The organism is Halocynthiibacter namhaensis (assembly GCF_000812685.1).
In the GTDB taxonomy this organism is placed as follows: Bacteria; Pseudomonadota; Alphaproteobacteria; order Rhodobacterales; family Rhodobacteraceae; genus Halocynthiibacter; species Halocynthiibacter namhaensis.
In genome coordinates this window covers 1-14729 of record NZ_JWIF01000051.1, presented here as the reverse complement: position 1 = coordinate 14729, position 14729 = coordinate 1, and the positions used below count along the sequence as shown (strand labels likewise).

General features: G+C 54.8%; 19 protein-coding genes, 1 pseudogene and 1 other annotated feature. Of the genes and pseudogenes, 16 read left to right on the top strand and 4 right to left on the bottom strand.

From position 1 onward, the window contains the following. Positions 1-4: 4 nt before the first annotated feature. Positions 5-259 carry a hypothetical protein gene (locus RJ38_RS07480; protein WP_039018249.1) on the bottom strand — a complete coding sequence of 85 codons (255 nt, stop codon included), beginning with the start codon at positions 257-259 and terminating at the stop codon, positions 5-7. A 141-nt stretch (positions 260-400) separates the two neighbouring features. Here RJ38_RS07480 and RJ38_RS07475 point away from each other — a divergent pair, with 141 nt between their 5' ends. After that, positions 401-814 carry a hypothetical protein gene (locus RJ38_RS07475; RefSeq protein ID WP_156121799.1) on the top strand — a complete coding sequence of 138 codons (414 nt, stop codon included), beginning with the start codon at positions 401-403 and terminating at the stop codon, positions 812-814. On the opposite strand, the gene RJ38_RS07470 is transcribed toward RJ38_RS07475, so the two are convergent. Next, positions 808-1416, bottom strand: a complete 609-nt coding sequence (locus tag RJ38_RS07470) for a hypothetical protein (protein WP_039018247.1) — start codon at positions 1414-1416, stop codon at positions 808-810. The genes RJ38_RS07475 and RJ38_RS07470 overlap by 7 nt on opposite strands. A gap of 35 nt (positions 1417-1451) precedes the next feature. Between RJ38_RS07470 and RJ38_RS18480 the strand changes: the two genes are divergently transcribed. Continuing rightward, complete coding sequence (locus RJ38_RS18480; RefSeq protein ID WP_202903875.1) at positions 1452-1925, top strand: helix-turn-helix domain-containing protein; 474 nt, start codon at positions 1452-1454, stop codon at positions 1923-1925. 48 nt (positions 1926-1973) lie between these two features. Here the strand turns inward: RJ38_RS18480 and RJ38_RS07460 are convergent, their stop codons facing one another. Both RJ38_RS07460 and RJ38_RS07455 read right to left on the bottom strand, forming a co-directional pair. Further along, positions 1974-2972 (bottom strand): hypothetical protein, encoded by a 999-nt coding sequence (locus tag RJ38_RS07460; protein ID WP_039018246.1) that lies wholly within the window; start codon positions 2970-2972, stop codon positions 1974-1976. 100 nt (positions 2973-3072) lie between these two features. Beyond that, on the bottom strand, positions 3073-3429 hold the full coding sequence (locus RJ38_RS07455; protein WP_156121798.1) for a hypothetical protein: 357 nt from the start codon (positions 3427-3429) through the stop codon (positions 3073-3075). Between the two features lie 113 nt (positions 3430-3542). Between RJ38_RS07455 and RJ38_RS07450 the strand changes: the two genes are divergently transcribed. From RJ38_RS07450 to RJ38_RS07385, 14 genes and pseudogenes are all read left to right on the top strand, one after another. Further along, positions 3543-3860: a hypothetical protein gene (locus RJ38_RS07450; RefSeq protein WP_039018294.1), complete on the top strand. Its 318-nt coding sequence runs from the start codon at positions 3543-3545 to the stop codon at positions 3858-3860. A gap of 40 nt (positions 3861-3900) precedes the next feature. Beyond that, on the top strand, positions 3901-4509 hold the full coding sequence (locus tag RJ38_RS07445; protein ID WP_039018293.1) for a lytic transglycosylase domain-containing protein: 609 nt from the start codon (positions 3901-3903) through the stop codon (positions 4507-4509). Beyond that, complete coding sequence (locus RJ38_RS07440; protein WP_156121797.1) at positions 4509-4799, top strand: TrbC/VirB2 family type IV secretion system protein; 291 nt, start codon at positions 4509-4511, stop codon at positions 4797-4799. Before RJ38_RS07445 ends, RJ38_RS07440 begins: the two co-directional genes overlap by 1 nt. Before the next feature lie 4 nt (positions 4800-4803). Beyond that, entirely contained in the window at positions 4804-5082 is a 279-nt protein-coding gene (locus RJ38_RS07435; RefSeq protein WP_039018245.1) for a VirB3 family type IV secretion system protein, read from the top strand. Further along, entirely contained in the window at positions 5072-7432 is a 2361-nt protein-coding gene (locus RJ38_RS07430; protein WP_039018244.1) for a VirB4 family type IV secretion/conjugal transfer ATPase, read from the top strand. The genes RJ38_RS07435 and RJ38_RS07430 overlap by 11 nt, the downstream gene beginning before the upstream one ends. Before the next feature lie 162 nt (positions 7433-7594). Continuing rightward, positions 7595-8722 carry a lytic transglycosylase domain-containing protein gene (locus RJ38_RS07425; protein WP_052245270.1) on the top strand — a complete coding sequence of 376 codons (1128 nt, stop codon included), beginning with the start codon at positions 7595-7597 and terminating at the stop codon, positions 8720-8722. Beyond that, positions 8719-9510 carry a type IV secretion system protein gene (locus RJ38_RS07420; protein WP_052245269.1) on the top strand — a complete coding sequence of 264 codons (792 nt, stop codon included), beginning with the start codon at positions 8719-8721 and terminating at the stop codon, positions 9508-9510. The genes RJ38_RS07425 and RJ38_RS07420 overlap by 4 nt, the downstream gene beginning before the upstream one ends. Before the next feature lie 6 nt (positions 9511-9516). Further along, positions 9517-10167, top strand: coding sequence for a VirB8 family type IV secretion system protein (locus RJ38_RS07415; protein WP_039018243.1), 651 nt, complete (start codon positions 9517-9519; stop codon positions 10165-10167). 3 nt (positions 10168-10170) lie between these two features. Further along, positions 10171-10869 (top strand): TrbG/VirB9 family P-type conjugative transfer protein, encoded by a 699-nt coding sequence (locus RJ38_RS07410; RefSeq protein ID WP_039018242.1) that lies wholly within the window; start codon positions 10171-10173, stop codon positions 10867-10869. Further along, entirely contained in the window at positions 10862-12175 is a 1314-nt protein-coding gene (locus tag RJ38_RS07405; RefSeq protein WP_039018241.1) for a TraB/TrbI/VirB10 family type IV secretion system protein, read from the top strand. The genes RJ38_RS07410 and RJ38_RS07405 overlap by 8 nt, the downstream gene beginning before the upstream one ends. A 2-nt stretch (positions 12176-12177) precedes the next feature. Beyond that, complete coding sequence (locus RJ38_RS07400; RefSeq protein ID WP_039018240.1) at positions 12178-13173, top strand: ATPase, T2SS/T4P/T4SS family; 996 nt, start codon at positions 12178-12180, stop codon at positions 13171-13173. Beyond that, entirely contained in the window at positions 13166-13357 is a 192-nt protein-coding gene (locus RJ38_RS07395) for a DUF4177 domain-containing protein (protein WP_039018239.1), read from the top strand. The genes RJ38_RS07400 and RJ38_RS07395 overlap by 8 nt, the downstream gene beginning before the upstream one ends. A 9-nt stretch (positions 13358-13366) precedes the next feature. After that, entirely contained in the window at positions 13367-14353 is a 987-nt protein-coding gene (locus RJ38_RS07390) for a TrbL/VirB6 family protein (RefSeq protein ID WP_039018238.1), read from the top strand. Positions 14354-14374: 21 nt separating this feature from the next. After that, positions 14375-14729, top strand: a pseudogene (locus tag RJ38_RS07385) (transposase); the annotation flags it as partial. Continuing rightward, positions 14662-14729, top strand: a sequence feature (AL1L pseudoknot). This feature is flagged as partial in the annotation. Its footprint overlaps the pseudogene before it by 68 nt.

Sequence of the window (14729 nt, the reverse complement as noted above, 5' to 3'; positions counted from 1 at the left end):
TAGGTTACTCTTGGGCACGTCGGGCTCTGCGTTGTGAAACAAGGCTAGGTTTGGACACCGCATCTCGCATGGCTTCTGTCATACCCTGCACAGCATCCAATCTTGCGCGCACCAGCTTTGGATCATACCAACCCCGTCTCCCCGGCACAGGCGCTATACCTGTGCGGCGGCAAAAATCGTAGAATGATGCAGAGGCCTCATCGTAGCCAAATAAAGAAGCAAGCTCGGGCGTTGGGATCAGCTGAATTTCATTTTGCATTATTCACCAGACCTTTCACCTACATTTTCTCTTTGAGACATCGCGGCACGTAAACAAGTAACGACTTGGGCTCCTTGCGAGCGCAAGTTCCGAACCGCCTCTTCTTCGAGCCATAATTTAACATCAGATGGCAAGTTAAGCTTGAACTGGATTGTTTTCATATCAGCACCTCAATTGTCGCCCAATTCAGGACATAAAATGTCCATAGCATCAAGGACAAATATTGTCCATCATGCATTTATGAAAGATGAAGCCTTGATCCAATTTAAACTCATGCTCCCTGCCGCCCTAAAAAAGCGGCTGGAAACGCATGCCTCATTGAACCGGCGAAGCCTATCGCAAGAGATTGTCGTGGCGCTGGAAGAAAAATACCCAACAACCGGCCCAGAGACGACGGTAGATCCCGCCGCGCGGCTGTTGTTATGGCTGGCCGCAAGGATCCGTCGCAGAGAACCAAAGCCAGGATCTGCCCGAGATAAGCAAGCCGCACTTTATGAGCGGATCGCCGGTGATATTTCTGATCGTATGAAAGATATCGGAACCGACGATCAATAGGCCACCCACTCATACCCGTGGTTGCCCTGGTGATCTTCCCACTCGACACCAACACCGCGCCGCGTGCTGGAGGATGAGCACCTGCGCGAGGGGATGACCCATGTGGGGGCTGAGGCAGGTGTTGTTCTTTGCCAGTTAAAATCGCCCTGAATACCATAGGTGCCTAAGTTCATGCTGTAGCGTTCTGAGCAATCATCGTCGCGGCCTCGTTCGCGGTGGCTGTAGTAACGTACATCCCAAACACGGATTGAGCGCACAAAATCAAATTCAAACCCGCTGATGTCGATGTCCGCACCACCACCCTCGGCGAGCTGCGCCAAAATAATCTGCGCTGGATTTGCGCGGTCTTGCAGCGGTGTATTCATGGATACCCCCATAGGGCAGCGCCAGATCTGTAGGGGCGGCTCAATGGGCCAAGGCGTGATCCGCCGGATAAACACTGCACGCGCATGGGCGCATTCTGCTGAAGCTGGCCACCCACCAGCAAGGCAAAGCAGAATGGCGCAATCGACCTGATAAGCCTTGGCGGGCTGCGGCGACACCATCGAGAGGAGAGCCGCTAGCATCACCCCGAGTAGCTGTTTCGAAAACAATGAGCTCATCTAATATCCTCCACATGGCCGCCCAAGTCATAAAAATGACCCGCTTTTGCTCAGCATTTCTTGAGGCGGCGCGCGCAATCAAGCCCATTCTCACACTGCGTTCGCTTTGTGGAATATATCCCGTAGAGATGACCGGGCTTATTGGCCGAAGTCAGGCCATGTATTTTAAAGAGCGTATAGGGCTAAATATCCAGAATCTAAGATATTCCAACGGATTGAGCCAAGAACAGTTAGCGTTAGCTGCACAAATTGACCGCAGCTACATCAGTGAAATTGAACATGCCAAATCGTCGGTTACCGCCGACAAAATGGAGCAGATTGCCCGTGCCTTGGGCGTTGATCCCAGCGAACTAACCCTGCCGAGACACTGTTCCGTGGCGTTAATCGAGAAAAACCGCCTGAGCGCCAAGCCAGTGGCAAAAATAAATTGCATCGAGACCGGTATGGAACTTGGCCTGTTATACCAATGGGAGAACGGCGAAACGCAGGTGGCATTGTATGAGGTTTAAGGCCAAGCGAAATCTATTCCGACATCACTTCTGAAATTTGGCCCACCTTCATTTGGTATCGCAATATTCCATAATGGATTTAGCTAACTTTTCAATTAAAGTAGCAAATCTCAAAACCTCAGCTTGCCGAATAACAAGGCGCTGCCCAATCTCATACTGAGTATCTTGACTTCGCGTTAAGTAGTCAGCATCGACGATCCCTTGCTGGTGCGCCAAAAGATGCCGTTGCTGAAAGTAAATCGTTAGTTGCGTCAAAGCTTCTTCGTCAAGTATATCTGTATAAGTCACACCCAACTCGGCCTCCCACAACTCAGAGCCTGTGCCGAGACGTTGAAATGCGTTACGTTTGGCGACGCGACCTGTCCGATGCTCGTAAAGCTGTTCAGAGACCCTTTGAAAAGACATAACGGTATCTTGCATGGCTTTTTCAAGCAGCGTTTGCGCTATCACTTCCGCCTCATCTCGTCCCAAGGTTTCTCGAAGTTTCGAACCAAGTCCAGCGGCCGTACGAATGGTTTCTAGCGTTTGCAAAAATGTATGACTGGCAGAATTTTTTCCGCAGCTTGGGCAAAAGTATGCAGCACCTACGTAAGAATAGCGACACTCACATTCCTCGCAGGACGTTTTCAGTCTCATTGGGTGCGCTGCTGCCACAGGCAGCAAAACAGCATCGCGACCGCCCTTAGCCTCCAAAGTTATACTAATAAACGAATTTCGCTTCGCACGGCGTTTAGATGCTTCTGCATCTGCCCGCATCGCGGCATTGATCCCGTTAGTAATTTGATCAAGCGCATACTCTTTGGCGGCATCTATCTGCTCTTTGGTAAACCAAGATTGCGCAGGAGCAGTATGCCCGCACGAAGGGCAGAAAACCTCCTCGTCACGTACGATATTCTTCCAATCCTCTTCAGCTATCTTGAACTGAAACAAGCAAGTTTCAGATGGGCACTCTTTATCAAGAAACCCTTCCGCATCGGCCTCAAGAGGTACAGATATTTCTGTCGTTTTTGATAGTGTGCGTAATTGTTCCTGCAGGTGCTCAAACATATTTTTGAACTTTCAAAGTTGAATCATCAAAATTAAGTATAAAAATCTAATGTGAACAGTAGTCATTATTGCCCAACAATCAACGGTACCGTTTATTCAACTAGCGCCGCATCTGTTCTCCCTTTGATCTCGCTATCACACGCCCATACTCTTCTCCAACTTGCCGAACTTGCTCAAACACCTCACGGCGCAGCTGATCTTGGCAACGGAAATAGAGCTCCGCATCATCGAAGTAGTTTTCCACATCCCTCTTCACCAGATCGGCATAGATGCGGATCGCTTCATTGTCCTCCGGCACATATGGCGGGATCGGCGGCAGGCAGCTTTGCGCCAAGACCAATTGTCCGGTGCAAATCAAACTCGCTGAGATCCCCACCACTCTCTTAATATTCATCGCAAGCACCTTGGTTTGTGGAATATTTTCCGATAAATGTCTTTTGAAGCATTCATAGCGCATCAAATCATAACCTAGCTATTGATTGCAATATTATAGCACTGCAAGGGTTTAGCAGTCCATGAGGGACTGCCGGGCTCTGCATCATTTCGCGAGGCTTGGATCTTTTGAACTTAATGCAAGACGCCCCCAATGTTGTTAGCGAAGAAGGGCTGCGCACGCTGCTCGCTGAGGATCACTCAGTGGATGTGGTCTGCCGCGCAACGCCCACAAAAACCTCTGCCCAATGGTCCGGTGTCTGGACCGTGCATTGCGTATCACCCGATGGGGAGATACGCCGCCTGTTGGTCACGTCGCGCAACAATATGGTGGCGCGGGAATTCAAGACAATCAACGGGTTGGTTAGCTTCCTTGCGGGCGTTGGCCTCACAACCGCGTCGATTCCAATGTGTGAAGGCAAGGTCGCCTCGCACAGGCTGGACGACGCCAGCTAAAGCGGCCTTTCTTTTCGCTTTATTCGGAGCGAATACTGCGCTGGCTGAAGGTTTTGTCCTGTCCTTTCAGTCGGATGGCCGCCTGACCTCAACGACACCACAATCGGGATTTGCTCAAACATATGTGGATGGGATAGGCCAAGGCAGGCCGGAACCGGTTGTCTATTCAGCACCCGTTGAGCCGACTCCGCCATCACGCGCGCAACCAAGTCGCGCTATTCCTCGCCCAGAAATCCTCACAGCCATTCAAGAAACCGCTCAACGATACGGTGGGCACAACGCCCTGCGCCGTGCGGGCCTGTCTGTTTCCGATTGGCAGATCCTGTTTCAGGCCAACATCGAGATTGAAAGCGCATATCGTCCCTATGCGCGCAGCTCAGTCGGGGCGATCGGCCTCGGTCAATTAATGCCCGCCACAGCCGCTCAGCTTGGTGTGGATCCCCATGATTGGCAGGCCAATTTGGACGGATCCGCGCGCTACCTTCTGATGATGCTTGCGCAGTTCGGCACGCCTGAACTTGCCCTTGCCGCCTATAACGCGGGCCCCGATGCGGTCGCGCGCTATGGCGGCATCCCCCCTTACCGAGAAACCCAAAATCACGTCCGCCGTGTCATGGCGGTCGCACAACGATTGACTGGAGCGTCCTGATGCATACCCAAATCCGCATGATACTGGGGCTGGCCGTTGCCAGTCTGATGATTGCCAACCCAGCCCTGGCTCAGAGCATTGATCTCTCGCCAGTCCAGAACCTCCTGCAAGGTATTGTCGATACGATCACTGGCCCCTTGGGCATTGTCATTGGCACGCTCGCCCTGATCGGCGTGTTCCTGTCCTGGCTCTTTGGGATCTTGGATTTCCGCCAAGCACTTTGGGTGCTCGTGGCGATCGCAGGTATTGCGGCTGCACCGACCATCGTCACCGCCATCTGGGGCGCTTAAATCCATGGCCGCACAAACCCGCCTTTTCCTTGGCCTGATCCGCCCGCCAAAACTGATCGGCCTGCCGATCATGTATGCCATGGTTTGGCTGTTCGGGTTTGTGCTGGTGTTTCTATGGGTGCAAAGCTGGCCTGTCATCATTCTTGCGGGCCTTGCCTATCCTGCATTGTGGAAGGCGGCAGATTGGGATCCAGCATTTCTTGAAGTGGTGGTGACCGCCCTGCAAGAAACACCGCCAACGCCCAACCGCAAGGTCCATGCGGGGGACAGCTATGCCCCATGATGACAACAGCCCGCCGGATTGGGCCGATCGTGAACGGCCCATGGCCAGCATGTTGCCCTATGTGTCGCTGGTCGATGACGTGACAATCCGCACGCGCGGCAATGCGCTGTTTCAATGTATACGGCTGGAAGGCGTCAACAGCATGACCAGCGATGACGCCCATCTGGAAAAGATACGTGCAGTTTTTGCAGCGATCATTTCCCAAATCGGGCCGGACTATGGTTTTTACGTACACAAGGTCTCGAAGGCAATTGAGACCGAGTTGCCGCCTGTGCCCAGTGATGATGGTGGTGATAGCTTCGCCTCTGCCGTGGATCAACGCTGGCAAAGCGCAATGCTGGATGCCGGGCTGCGCGACAAAACTCTGACATTGACGGTCCTAAAACGCCCGCCAGCTGGTGCCCGATTGCGTTTACGGCGCTCAGATTCCATCACCCACCTCAAAACCAAAACCGCCAAGCAAATGCGCAAGCTCGAAGAAGTGGTCGGGTTCCTGATGTCTTCATTCGCCGAAATGAAACCGCGTCTGTTATCCGCAAAATCTGGTGAGTTTCTGGGTTTCCTCGGCGCGCTCAACACCGGCCAAGAAACCCCACTATTTCCCAAATCCCGCCTTGGCATCATCGCACAAGATGTGGCCAACACACGGGTCACGTTCGCAGGGCAGAGCTTCACCCTCAGCGACGGGGCGACTGGTCAGCGGTTTGGCACCAGTTTTGCGATCAAGAACTATCCCGCCAAAACCTCCTGCACGATGTTTGATGAGTTGAACCTGCCGGTCGATATGGTGATCACGCATTCCTTCACGCCAATCAACAGCAATATCATGGCCGGGCGGATCAAACGCCAGCAACGCCTGATGAAAGCCAGTGATGATGGCGCGATTTCTCTGGCTGAAGAGCTGGTTGATGCACTGGACGATCTTGAATCGAAACGTCTCAGCTTTGGCGACCATCATATGACGGTGACGGTCTTTGCCGACAGCGAAGAGAGGCTTGAGAACATCGCGTCTGAAGTGCGCAATATCGCCGCCACCGAGGGCGTCAATCTGGTGAATGAGAGCTTTGCCGCACGCAGCCACTACTTTGCGCAGCATCCGGGTAATGGTCAGATGCGCAGCCGCAAGGCTGCGATCACCAATATGAACTTTGCGGATCTCGCCGCCCTGCATCGCAGTCAGCTCGGCAAAACAGGTAATCAGGTGCCATGGGGTAAGCCGATCACGCTATTCCCCACGCCGGAACGCTCTGGCTTTCTGTTTAATTACCATGAGGTCGGCCAACCCGACAAAGAACCTACGGGCGGGCATACTCTGATCCTTGGTCGCCCCGGTTCCGGAAAATCCGTCCTGTCGGCTTTCCTCATGACGCAAGCTCGCCGCTGCGGCGCACGGGTGTTCGTGTTCGATTATCGTCTCGGCATGGAAATGGCCGTTCGTGCCAATGGCGGGCGTTACAGCGCCATCAAGGCTGGTGAGGTCACCGGTCTGAACCCGCTTTGCACAGAAATCGACCGGCGCGGGCAAGCATGGCTTTCCGATTGGCTGGCAACGCTCCTCCATCGTGCTGACAAGCCCCTCAGCCCTGTTCAGATCAACCGCATCCAAGAAGTCGTACGCCAGAACGCCGATGCCAATGATGCCGACTTGCGCAATTGGCAGGATCTAGCCTCGCTCTTTGTTGCCGGTGCCGACGAAGGCGATCTCTTTGAGCGCTTTCGGGAATGGACCGCTGAAGGCCGCTATGGCTGGATCTTTGGCCAAAGTGCGAAAGATACGTTTTCTCTCGAGGGCGACGTGGTTGGCTTTGACCTCACCGGTATTCTGGACAGCGAAAGCGAAAAAGAACGCATGGCGGTTCTGTCCTATCTCTTCCGCCGCGTTGAACGTGTCATTGAGGACCGCAAACCCACCATAATCATCATCGATGAGGCGTGGAAAGCGCTGGACAACCCGTATTTTGCCGACCGGCTCAGCAACTGGCTGGTCACGGCGCGCAAACAAAATGCGGTCGTGGTGATGATGACCCAATATGCCAGCCAGCTTGAGAAAACCCGTATCGGCAAGACGATTGTCGAGGCCGTGCCCACTCAGCTTCTGCTGCCCAACATTCGCGCTTCAGCCAATGATTACACCATGCTGGGGCTTTCAGAAAAGGAACTCGGCGTTCTCCTTGGCACAGGAAGCAATTCCCGTCTCGCATTGGTGCGCGATGATCAAGGTGCGGTGGTCATCGACGCTGATCTGAGCGCCCTCGGCCCATATCTCACCATCCTTGGCGGTATGGAAAAAGGCGAAGCGCTGGTGGGTGCTGATTATCGTAAAAAACCTGATTTTTGGAGAAATGTCTGATGTGTAGATCTATATTCATCCTCGCTGGCCTGTTGGCCCTGTCTGCCTGTGCTCAGTATCAGCCCTCTGAAGCTGAGTGCTTCTCATCCTTTGCTGAGGTTTCCCGCAGCAATTGCAACTTTGAGCTTCTGGGGCCAATTGGCTCACCGGCAGGCGCATCTCATGGTTAGGGTGCTGATCCTCATTTTGATCTGCCTGCATGGGCCTGTCTTTGCGCAGGGTGTGCCAACCTTTGATGCGGGGGCGTTTCTGCAACGGCAACGGATCCTTGCTCAAGGGGATCGCGATCTGACCCTGCAGCGTGAACGCTTGAGCCAGGAAGAGGTCTTGGCTGAAATCGAAGAACAGCAACTGCAGGCACTGGCAGATATTTTGGAAGCGTCCAGCACCTCGGGCGCGGGTACGATTGCGGCTCTGGAACAAGGCAGCACAGCAGAAAGTGCAGCCTCATATCTGTACGGCACGACTGATCCCAATCCAGGAGCTGCGCAACTCTTTGGCGATGCCGCTGGGAACATTGAAGCGTTGATCATTCGCGGCGCGCAAGACACCTATCAAATGTCCGGCGTGCGCGCAGCTGGCCTGTCACCCAAGCAATGGCGATGCTTGCTGCAAGCGTTAATCTGGCAAGAAAGCCGGTTCACCATCGGGGCGCGCTCTCCGGTTGGGGCGTTTGGCCTGACCCAAATCATGCCGGGAACCGCGCAGGATCTGGGGATTTATCCGAGCTATTACGAAAGCCCGTATGTGCAGGTTACGGGTGGCGCTCGCTATCTGGCGCAAATGCTCGCCATGTTCGACGGCAACATCATCCATTCCCTCGCCGCCTATAACGCCGGGCCCGGCAATGTGCGGCGCTACAGCGGTGTGCCGCCTTTCGCGGAGACCCAACATTACGTGCAGGTCATACCGGAACGCTACAATCTCTATCTGGCCCGCGTCGGCGGTGTCGATGCGCTTGGCACAATAGATCCGGTTCTCTTGGCCAATTCCAGCATGAGCCTCACCTCCCATGGTGCTGGCATCTATGGTGATTATTCCATGGTCTCGATCCGCGCCGCCGCGTTGCGCGTGCAAGACATCATCACGCGCGTAGGTGAAACCGATGACATTCACGCGGCTATGTCGCTCAACACTTACGCGCGCGCTGAACTCACCCGCCTGATGGCAATCCGCACGCGCCTTAAGGCAGCCCACACCCGTCCGCTCTCGAGCGCAGAGTTAGCCATGGCCGCAGCGCAAGCCCGCGAGCAAGACTTTATGCAATTCGATCTGGAGGCATTGCCATGATCCGTTTTCTCTCAGCCCTATGTTTTTGGGCTTCACTGACCTTCAGCTTGGCCCTCACTCCGGCTGTTGCCCAGGGCGTGCCCACGATCGACACCCGCAATATCGCGCAAGAAATTCGCCAACTGCAGCAAATGTTGGAAGATTTCGGGATCCAAACGGATCAACTTGATACGTTGCTAGAACAGCTGGATCTGGTGCAACAACAACTGGATACCCTGAATGAAACCTACGCGGCCCTGACCGGTGCCACAGATATCATTGAAATGGCTATGGGCGGTGATCTGGATGGGCTGCTGGATCAGGAATTCGGCGACCTTCTTGGCACAATCAGGCGTATCCAAAACGGCGACTTCAGCGGGTTGATTGGCAATGCCGCCCCCGAAATGGAAGGGCGCATGACCCAAGCGCTGGAGGACGCGGGCTTTTATCAGAACGATCTGGCGCAAATGTCGAGCAGCGGCAATCCGGGGGCTGAGCGTATCGCCAGTCAGGCGGGCACCGGCGCGGTGATGTCTGCCGCCGCTGAAAACAGCTATGCGGAAGCCGCCCAATCTCTGGAACGCGTAGAACGGTTGGTGGGCATGATCCCAGATATGGAGACGCTCAAAGAAGCGGTCGATCACAACACACGTGTGACTGCTGAGCTGGCCATCGCCATGACCCGGATGTGGGAACTGGAAGCAATCCAGACGGTTGGCGCAGGTCAGTCTGGCGTGGCCGATGCGGCAACACTGGCTGAGGAACGTCGCTATATGGACTTCACCCTACCAGATCTGCGTGCGGAGTGATTGGCCATGGTGAGTGAAGCGGAAATCATTGAGGAAGAGCTGGTTTATGGTGCCCGTCGCCGCGAAGTCATGTGGCAAAAGCTAGGGTTATCGGGGCTCGGTTTTGGCGTCATTGGCTGCTTGGCCGCTGCCAGCGTTGCGATCCTAGACGTGGATCCGCCGCCCATGATTGTGCCCTTTGATACTGAAACCGGCATGGCGCTTCCCAATGCAATTGTGCAGGCCGTCTCACTCACGGAACGCCCTGCGATCATTGAGGCGCAGGTCTATCGCTATGTCATCGATCGCGAGACATACAACCAGCTCGACAATGACGTGCGTGTCCGGCGCGTGTTGGATCAATCCGACAGGGCCGCAGCCACAGGATTGCGCGCGCTTTGGACCAGCGGTCATGAGGCTTATCCACCAGACAGCTATGGCACGGATGCACGGTTGGATGTTGAGGTCTTATCAATCACACATATCAGCGCCAATCGTGCCCAAGTGCGTCTTCGCAAACAGCTAGACACACCGCGCGGCAATCAAAACGGTCTGTTCACGGCGACATTGCTGTTTGAATTTCGACCGGAGAACAGCCGCTCGATCGATGATGTTTGGCAGAACCCCTTTGGCTTTACCGTCACCGAATATGCGATCCGTTCGGATCGGTTGGAGTAAGATATGCAGCGATTTCTGATCTTTCTCACATTCATTCTCAGCATCGCCTGTCAAAGTGCCCTTGCTGAAACCCAACCGCGCCAAGGTCAACATGACACCCGCGTACGGCAGGCCACCTATCAGGATGGGCAAGTTTACCGCATCCGCACCAGCTTAACCCATGTGACCAGCATCGAGTTTGGCCGAGGTGAGGTCATTCGCTCAATCATTGCGGGCGACACCGAGGGCTTTCTGCTCGATGGTGTGCCCGGTGGGCAGGCTTTTGCCATCAAGCCAGTGACGCGCGGCGCACATACCAATATCACGGTCTACACCAATCAGCGGGCCTATTACTTCAATGTGACCGAAGCCTCATCACCAACCTTCTATGTGATCCGGTTCACCTATCCAGAGAACGCGCGCCCGACGCGGCAGGCCATTGCACGCAGCGCGCCAAACCACGCTTACGGTGTCAGTGAACGATCCGAGATCACACCCCGAGAAATCTGGGACGATGGCACCTTCACCTATTTCCGATTTGAGCGGAATGCGCCTGTGCCTGCGATCTTTCGCTGGTCCAATGGCACTGAACGCAGTGTGAATGCGCTGGCACAACCCGACGGCGTGATCCGTGTCTCTGGCGTGAATGCTCGTTGGGTATTGCGTCTGGGAGAACAAGAAACCTGCGTGCAAGAAATGAGCGAGGGCGCGCAAGATGAGTGAGGCTACTGAACTTAAGAAGCGGCTAGAAGCTCTTGAAGGCAATGATAAAACATCGATTTCCAGGCGTTTCCCTATTTTACCAGTCGTCACTATCGGCGGCCTAACGGCGCTCGCTGTGTTCCTGTTTGTATCACAGAATGACCCTGCTCCAGAGCAGTTACCAACCGGCATTCCAGAAGAATTCCAGACCGTTGGATCAGGGTTTGGACGGATTTCACCAAATGAACCCGCGCCTGAACCGGCACAACCAATAACCCCGCCAGAGACTGATACTGCCAATGCCGAACTGATGGCCCAGCTTGACGCCATGCGCTCGGAAATCACCGCTCTCCGCAATGCACCGCCTGCTGCGCCGGTGCTGGATGATGAGCAACTGACCGCCCTCAGAGAGGAAATGGAACGCCTGCGCCAAGACGCTGCGAACGCCCAAACCGCACTACAAGACCAACTGGAAGAGCGTGACCGCGAACTTCAACGCCTTCAGACGGATTTGGAATTGGCACAGCTGAACGTGCCGCGTGCTGTGTCTCCATCTGGCCCCACATCTGAAGACCTGCGTCTGCAGGAATTGGAACGCCGCCGACACGCTGAGCAAGAAGAACTTCAGGCCCGCATCACCAGCCCCATCATTGCCTTTGGTGGATCTGGCGGGGCCAATGACGCAACCGCATCTGAGCAACGCCGCCTTGATGGCAGCACAGATTTTGTGCGCAATGGCGCGGCCCCCGCCGAGGTAACGCAGGCCCAGTTGATCGTGAACCCCTCCAATACCGTCATCCAAGGCACGATGATTCAAGCCGTGTTGGAGACCGCGATTGATAGTTCACTGGCGGGGCAAGTGCGCGCCATCATCTCGGAAGATGTGCATGCCTATGACGGATCCCGCATTTTGATTGCCCGAGGCTCCCGTCTGATCGGGCGCTACCAATCCGGCGTTGATATCGCGCAACAGCGCATCACCATCGCTTGGGACCATATCATTTTGCCTGACAATCAAACCGTTGAGATCAGCGCCTTTGGTGGCGATCGTCTTGGTCGATCCGGCACCACCGGTTTTGTCGACAGCCGCTTTGGCGCGCGGTTCGGATCCGCTGCTTTGATATCCTTGATCGGAGCTTTGCCTACAGTTGCGGCAAGTAGCTCCGAGAATGAAACCACCTCGGATGTCTTGGAAAACATTGGCGAAGACCTGCAGGACAGCGCTCAAAGCGTCATCGGTGAATATCTTTCGATTGCACCCGTGATCTATGTCGATCAGGGTAGCCGCGTCACCGTCATGGTAGACCGTGATCTGGAGATTTTCTGATCATGGTCGCCAGCTATCTGCAAAACTCACTCGACAAACTTCCCGAAGCGCGTGACCCAAAGCTGATTGAGCTTTGCATCAACCCAGACGGCACCCTTTGGGGTGAATTCCAGGGGGATCATTTCATGGGGGCTATCGATCGGATACTCACCCCAAATGAAATCAAGGATCTGGGCAATCAGATTGCATCAGCCGCGAACACGACTCTGAGCCAGACCAAGCCCATTGTATCCGTCAGCCTCACCTATCGCGACCGCGCAATTCGCGCGCAGGTTATTCAGCCACCCGCAGTGGATGGAGGTTTTGCCATTTCTCTGCGGTTTTTCGCGGACTTGCCGCTCGATCAGATCAAGCTGTCTTATTTGTTCGGATCTGAGCGCAGTCTTGAGGGGGTGCGGCGCAAACGAAACTCGGAGCTGCGGGATGTGGTAGCAGCAGGCGACATCGATGCAGCGATTGCCTTTTGCGTTGAGCACAAACTCAACATGATCGTTGCGGGCGGCACGTCCACCGGCAAGACTGTGATAGCACGTAAAATTCTGTCATTTGTACCGCCTCCGGAGCGCATCATCACCATTGAGGAAGCCGCTGAATTGCATCCCGAGCAGCCCAATGTGGTCACGCTGATTTCCAACCGTGACGAGGTCATGCGCAGCGCTGATGTGCTTTTAACGTCAACCCTGCGCATGCGACCGGACCGTATTGTTCTGGGCGAAGTGCGTGGCAAGGAAGCAATGACATTTCTTGAGGCTATCAACACCGGCCATGGCGGATCGCTCACCACCCTTCATGCAGAAACGCCGCAATTGGCGGTGCAACGTCTGGCCATCGCGGCGCTCAAGACCGATGTTCCAATGACATATCAAGACATGACCGATTACATCACCCGCTCCATCGACGTGATCATTCAGGCGGGCCGTCATAAAGGGGCGCGTGGGATCACCGAATTTTACCTGCCGGGGGAGCCGGCCCAATCCAAGGAACTCCAGAATGTTTGAGTACAAGATCGAGCAGATCAACACTGCCAATTCCAAGCCCCCCAAGATTGAGGCGCGGCTGACCGCCCTTGGCCAGGACGGCTGGGAGCTGGTGTCAGTTGTGCCGGACTTCGACGGCGAACACATTCTGAAAGCATTCCTGAAACGCGACATCTGGCGCGCAAATCCAGAACCAAAAGCCTAGGAGGCTCCCATGGGCGTCGTCAGCTGGATGGTGGAAACAACCGATAATTTTCTCGATGACGCAGCCCAAACCACCTTTGGGAGTGTCGCTGGGCAAATCGGCGGGATTGTTGCGCTTGGCTCAACGTTGGCAGTCATTGCTGTCTTCATCAACATGGCATTTCAATACAAATCCATGGATGGACGCACGGCCTTCTGGTTCGCCTTTAAGCTCATGCTCATATCGATGTTTTCCCTCAACTGGGTGCAGTTTAATTCTGTCGCCAGCGCCATTATCGACGGGCTGGATCATCTTGCTGGCGGCATGGTGGCAAGCCTTGGCGGCGGCGGTGCTGGTGCCGGATATTTTGCGAATGCGTTTGATGATCTGATCGAGGAGTTCGGCAACTACCTGAACGCTGCCGGAGACAATATGCACTGGATGGCGGGGGCGATGATTGGCGCGCTCGGGGCGTTCTTGCTTGGCGTGATCGGCGCGTTGTGCGGTATGGTTCTGATCTTTGCGAAAATCATGATGGCATTCATGATCGGCATTGCCCCCATCATGATTGCACTGTCTCTCTTTGATATCACCAAGGATTATTTCCACCGCTGGCTGTCCAGCACCATCTCCTACGCGCTTTACCCGGTTGTGATCGCAGGCGTATTTTCCACAGTCATCGGCATGTCACGATCCTTGATGGTTGAGCTCGGCGATCCATCCGGCGCAAGTAATATCGGCGCGCTAGTGCCATTCTTTATGATGATGTTCCTTGCAGGCGGCATGATCATCGCCACGCCCCTCATCGTGCGCACGATCTCAGGGAATTTCCTGATGGCAGGTCCACCCAGCATGACGGGACCGGTGGGCTTTGCGAAGGGATTGGTTGGGGCGAAAGGCTCCAAGGCGCGTGCACGGTTTGGGACAAGGACGAATGCCGAGTTGGCCGGGGCTGGGATCCGAAAAGCCGGAACTGGGGCAGCTGTACTGAACCGCCCCGGTTTTACCGGAGAGTAAAACACTCCAAAGGTGAGCCCTATGACAAAGAAGAAACATACCCCCGCCTATCCGACTGAGCTGCGTGAACGTGGCGTTCGGCTTTTTCGAGAAAACCGTGTCAATTATTCCAGCGATTCAGCCGCACACAAAGCGATCGCGCCCAAGCTTGGCTGTTCCCCTGACAGCCTGCGTATCTGGTGCCAACAAGCGGAACGTGATGAGGGTCAGCGCGCAGGCCTGACAACCGAAGAAAGGGACCGCATCAAAGAATTGGAACGAGAGAACAAGGAACTTCGCCAGGCCAATGAGATCCTGAAGAAGGCGTCGGCATATTTTGCCCAGGCGGAGCTCGACCGCCCGTTCCGCAAATGATTTCCTTCATTGAGGATCATAG

What these genes read in the sequence shown, in the direction of transcription:
- RJ38_RS07480 (WP_039018249.1), bottom strand. Translation starts at nt 259, where the DNA reads ATGCAAAATGAAATTCAGCTGATCCCAACGCCCGAGCTTGCTTCTTTA.
- RJ38_RS07470 (WP_039018247.1), bottom strand. Translation starts at nt 1,416, where the DNA reads ATGAGCTCATTGTTTTCGAAACAGCTACTCGGGGTGATGCTAGCGGCT.
- RJ38_RS18480 (WP_202903875.1), top strand. Translation starts at nt 1,452, where the DNA reads ATGACCCGCTTTTGCTCAGCATTTCTTGAGGCGGCGCGCGCAATCAAG.
- RJ38_RS07460 (WP_039018246.1), bottom strand. Translation starts at nt 2,972, where the DNA reads ATGTTTGAGCACCTGCAGGAACAATTACGCACACTATCAAAAACGACA.
- RJ38_RS07455 (WP_156121798.1), bottom strand. Translation starts at nt 3,429, where the DNA reads ATGCGCTATGAATGCTTCAAAAGACATTTATCGGAAAATATTCCACAA.
- RJ38_RS07450 (WP_039018294.1), top strand. Translation starts at nt 3,543, where the DNA reads ATGCAAGACGCCCCCAATGTTGTTAGCGAAGAAGGGCTGCGCACGCTG.
- RJ38_RS07440 (WP_156121797.1), top strand. Translation starts at nt 4,509, where the DNA reads ATGCATACCCAAATCCGCATGATACTGGGGCTGGCCGTTGCCAGTCTG.
- RJ38_RS07435 (WP_039018245.1), top strand. Translation starts at nt 4,804, where the DNA reads ATGGCCGCACAAACCCGCCTTTTCCTTGGCCTGATCCGCCCGCCAAAA.
- RJ38_RS07430 (WP_039018244.1), top strand. Translation starts at nt 5,072, where the DNA reads ATGCCCCATGATGACAACAGCCCGCCGGATTGGGCCGATCGTGAACGG.
- RJ38_RS07425 (WP_052245270.1), top strand. Translation starts at nt 7,595, where the DNA reads ATGGTTAGGGTGCTGATCCTCATTTTGATCTGCCTGCATGGGCCTGTC.
- RJ38_RS07420 (WP_052245269.1), top strand. Translation starts at nt 8,719, where the DNA reads ATGATCCGTTTTCTCTCAGCCCTATGTTTTTGGGCTTCACTGACCTTC.
- RJ38_RS07415 (WP_039018243.1), top strand. Translation starts at nt 9,517, where the DNA reads ATGGTGAGTGAAGCGGAAATCATTGAGGAAGAGCTGGTTTATGGTGCC.
- RJ38_RS07410 (WP_039018242.1), top strand. Translation starts at nt 10,171, where the DNA reads ATGCAGCGATTTCTGATCTTTCTCACATTCATTCTCAGCATCGCCTGT.
- RJ38_RS07405 (WP_039018241.1), top strand. Translation starts at nt 10,862, where the DNA reads ATGAGTGAGGCTACTGAACTTAAGAAGCGGCTAGAAGCTCTTGAAGGC.
- RJ38_RS07400 (WP_039018240.1), top strand. Translation starts at nt 12,178, where the DNA reads ATGGTCGCCAGCTATCTGCAAAACTCACTCGACAAACTTCCCGAAGCG.
- RJ38_RS07395 (WP_039018239.1), top strand. Translation starts at nt 13,166, where the DNA reads ATGTTTGAGTACAAGATCGAGCAGATCAACACTGCCAATTCCAAGCCC.
- RJ38_RS07390 (WP_039018238.1), top strand. Translation starts at nt 13,367, where the DNA reads ATGGGCGTCGTCAGCTGGATGGTGGAAACAACCGATAATTTTCTCGAT.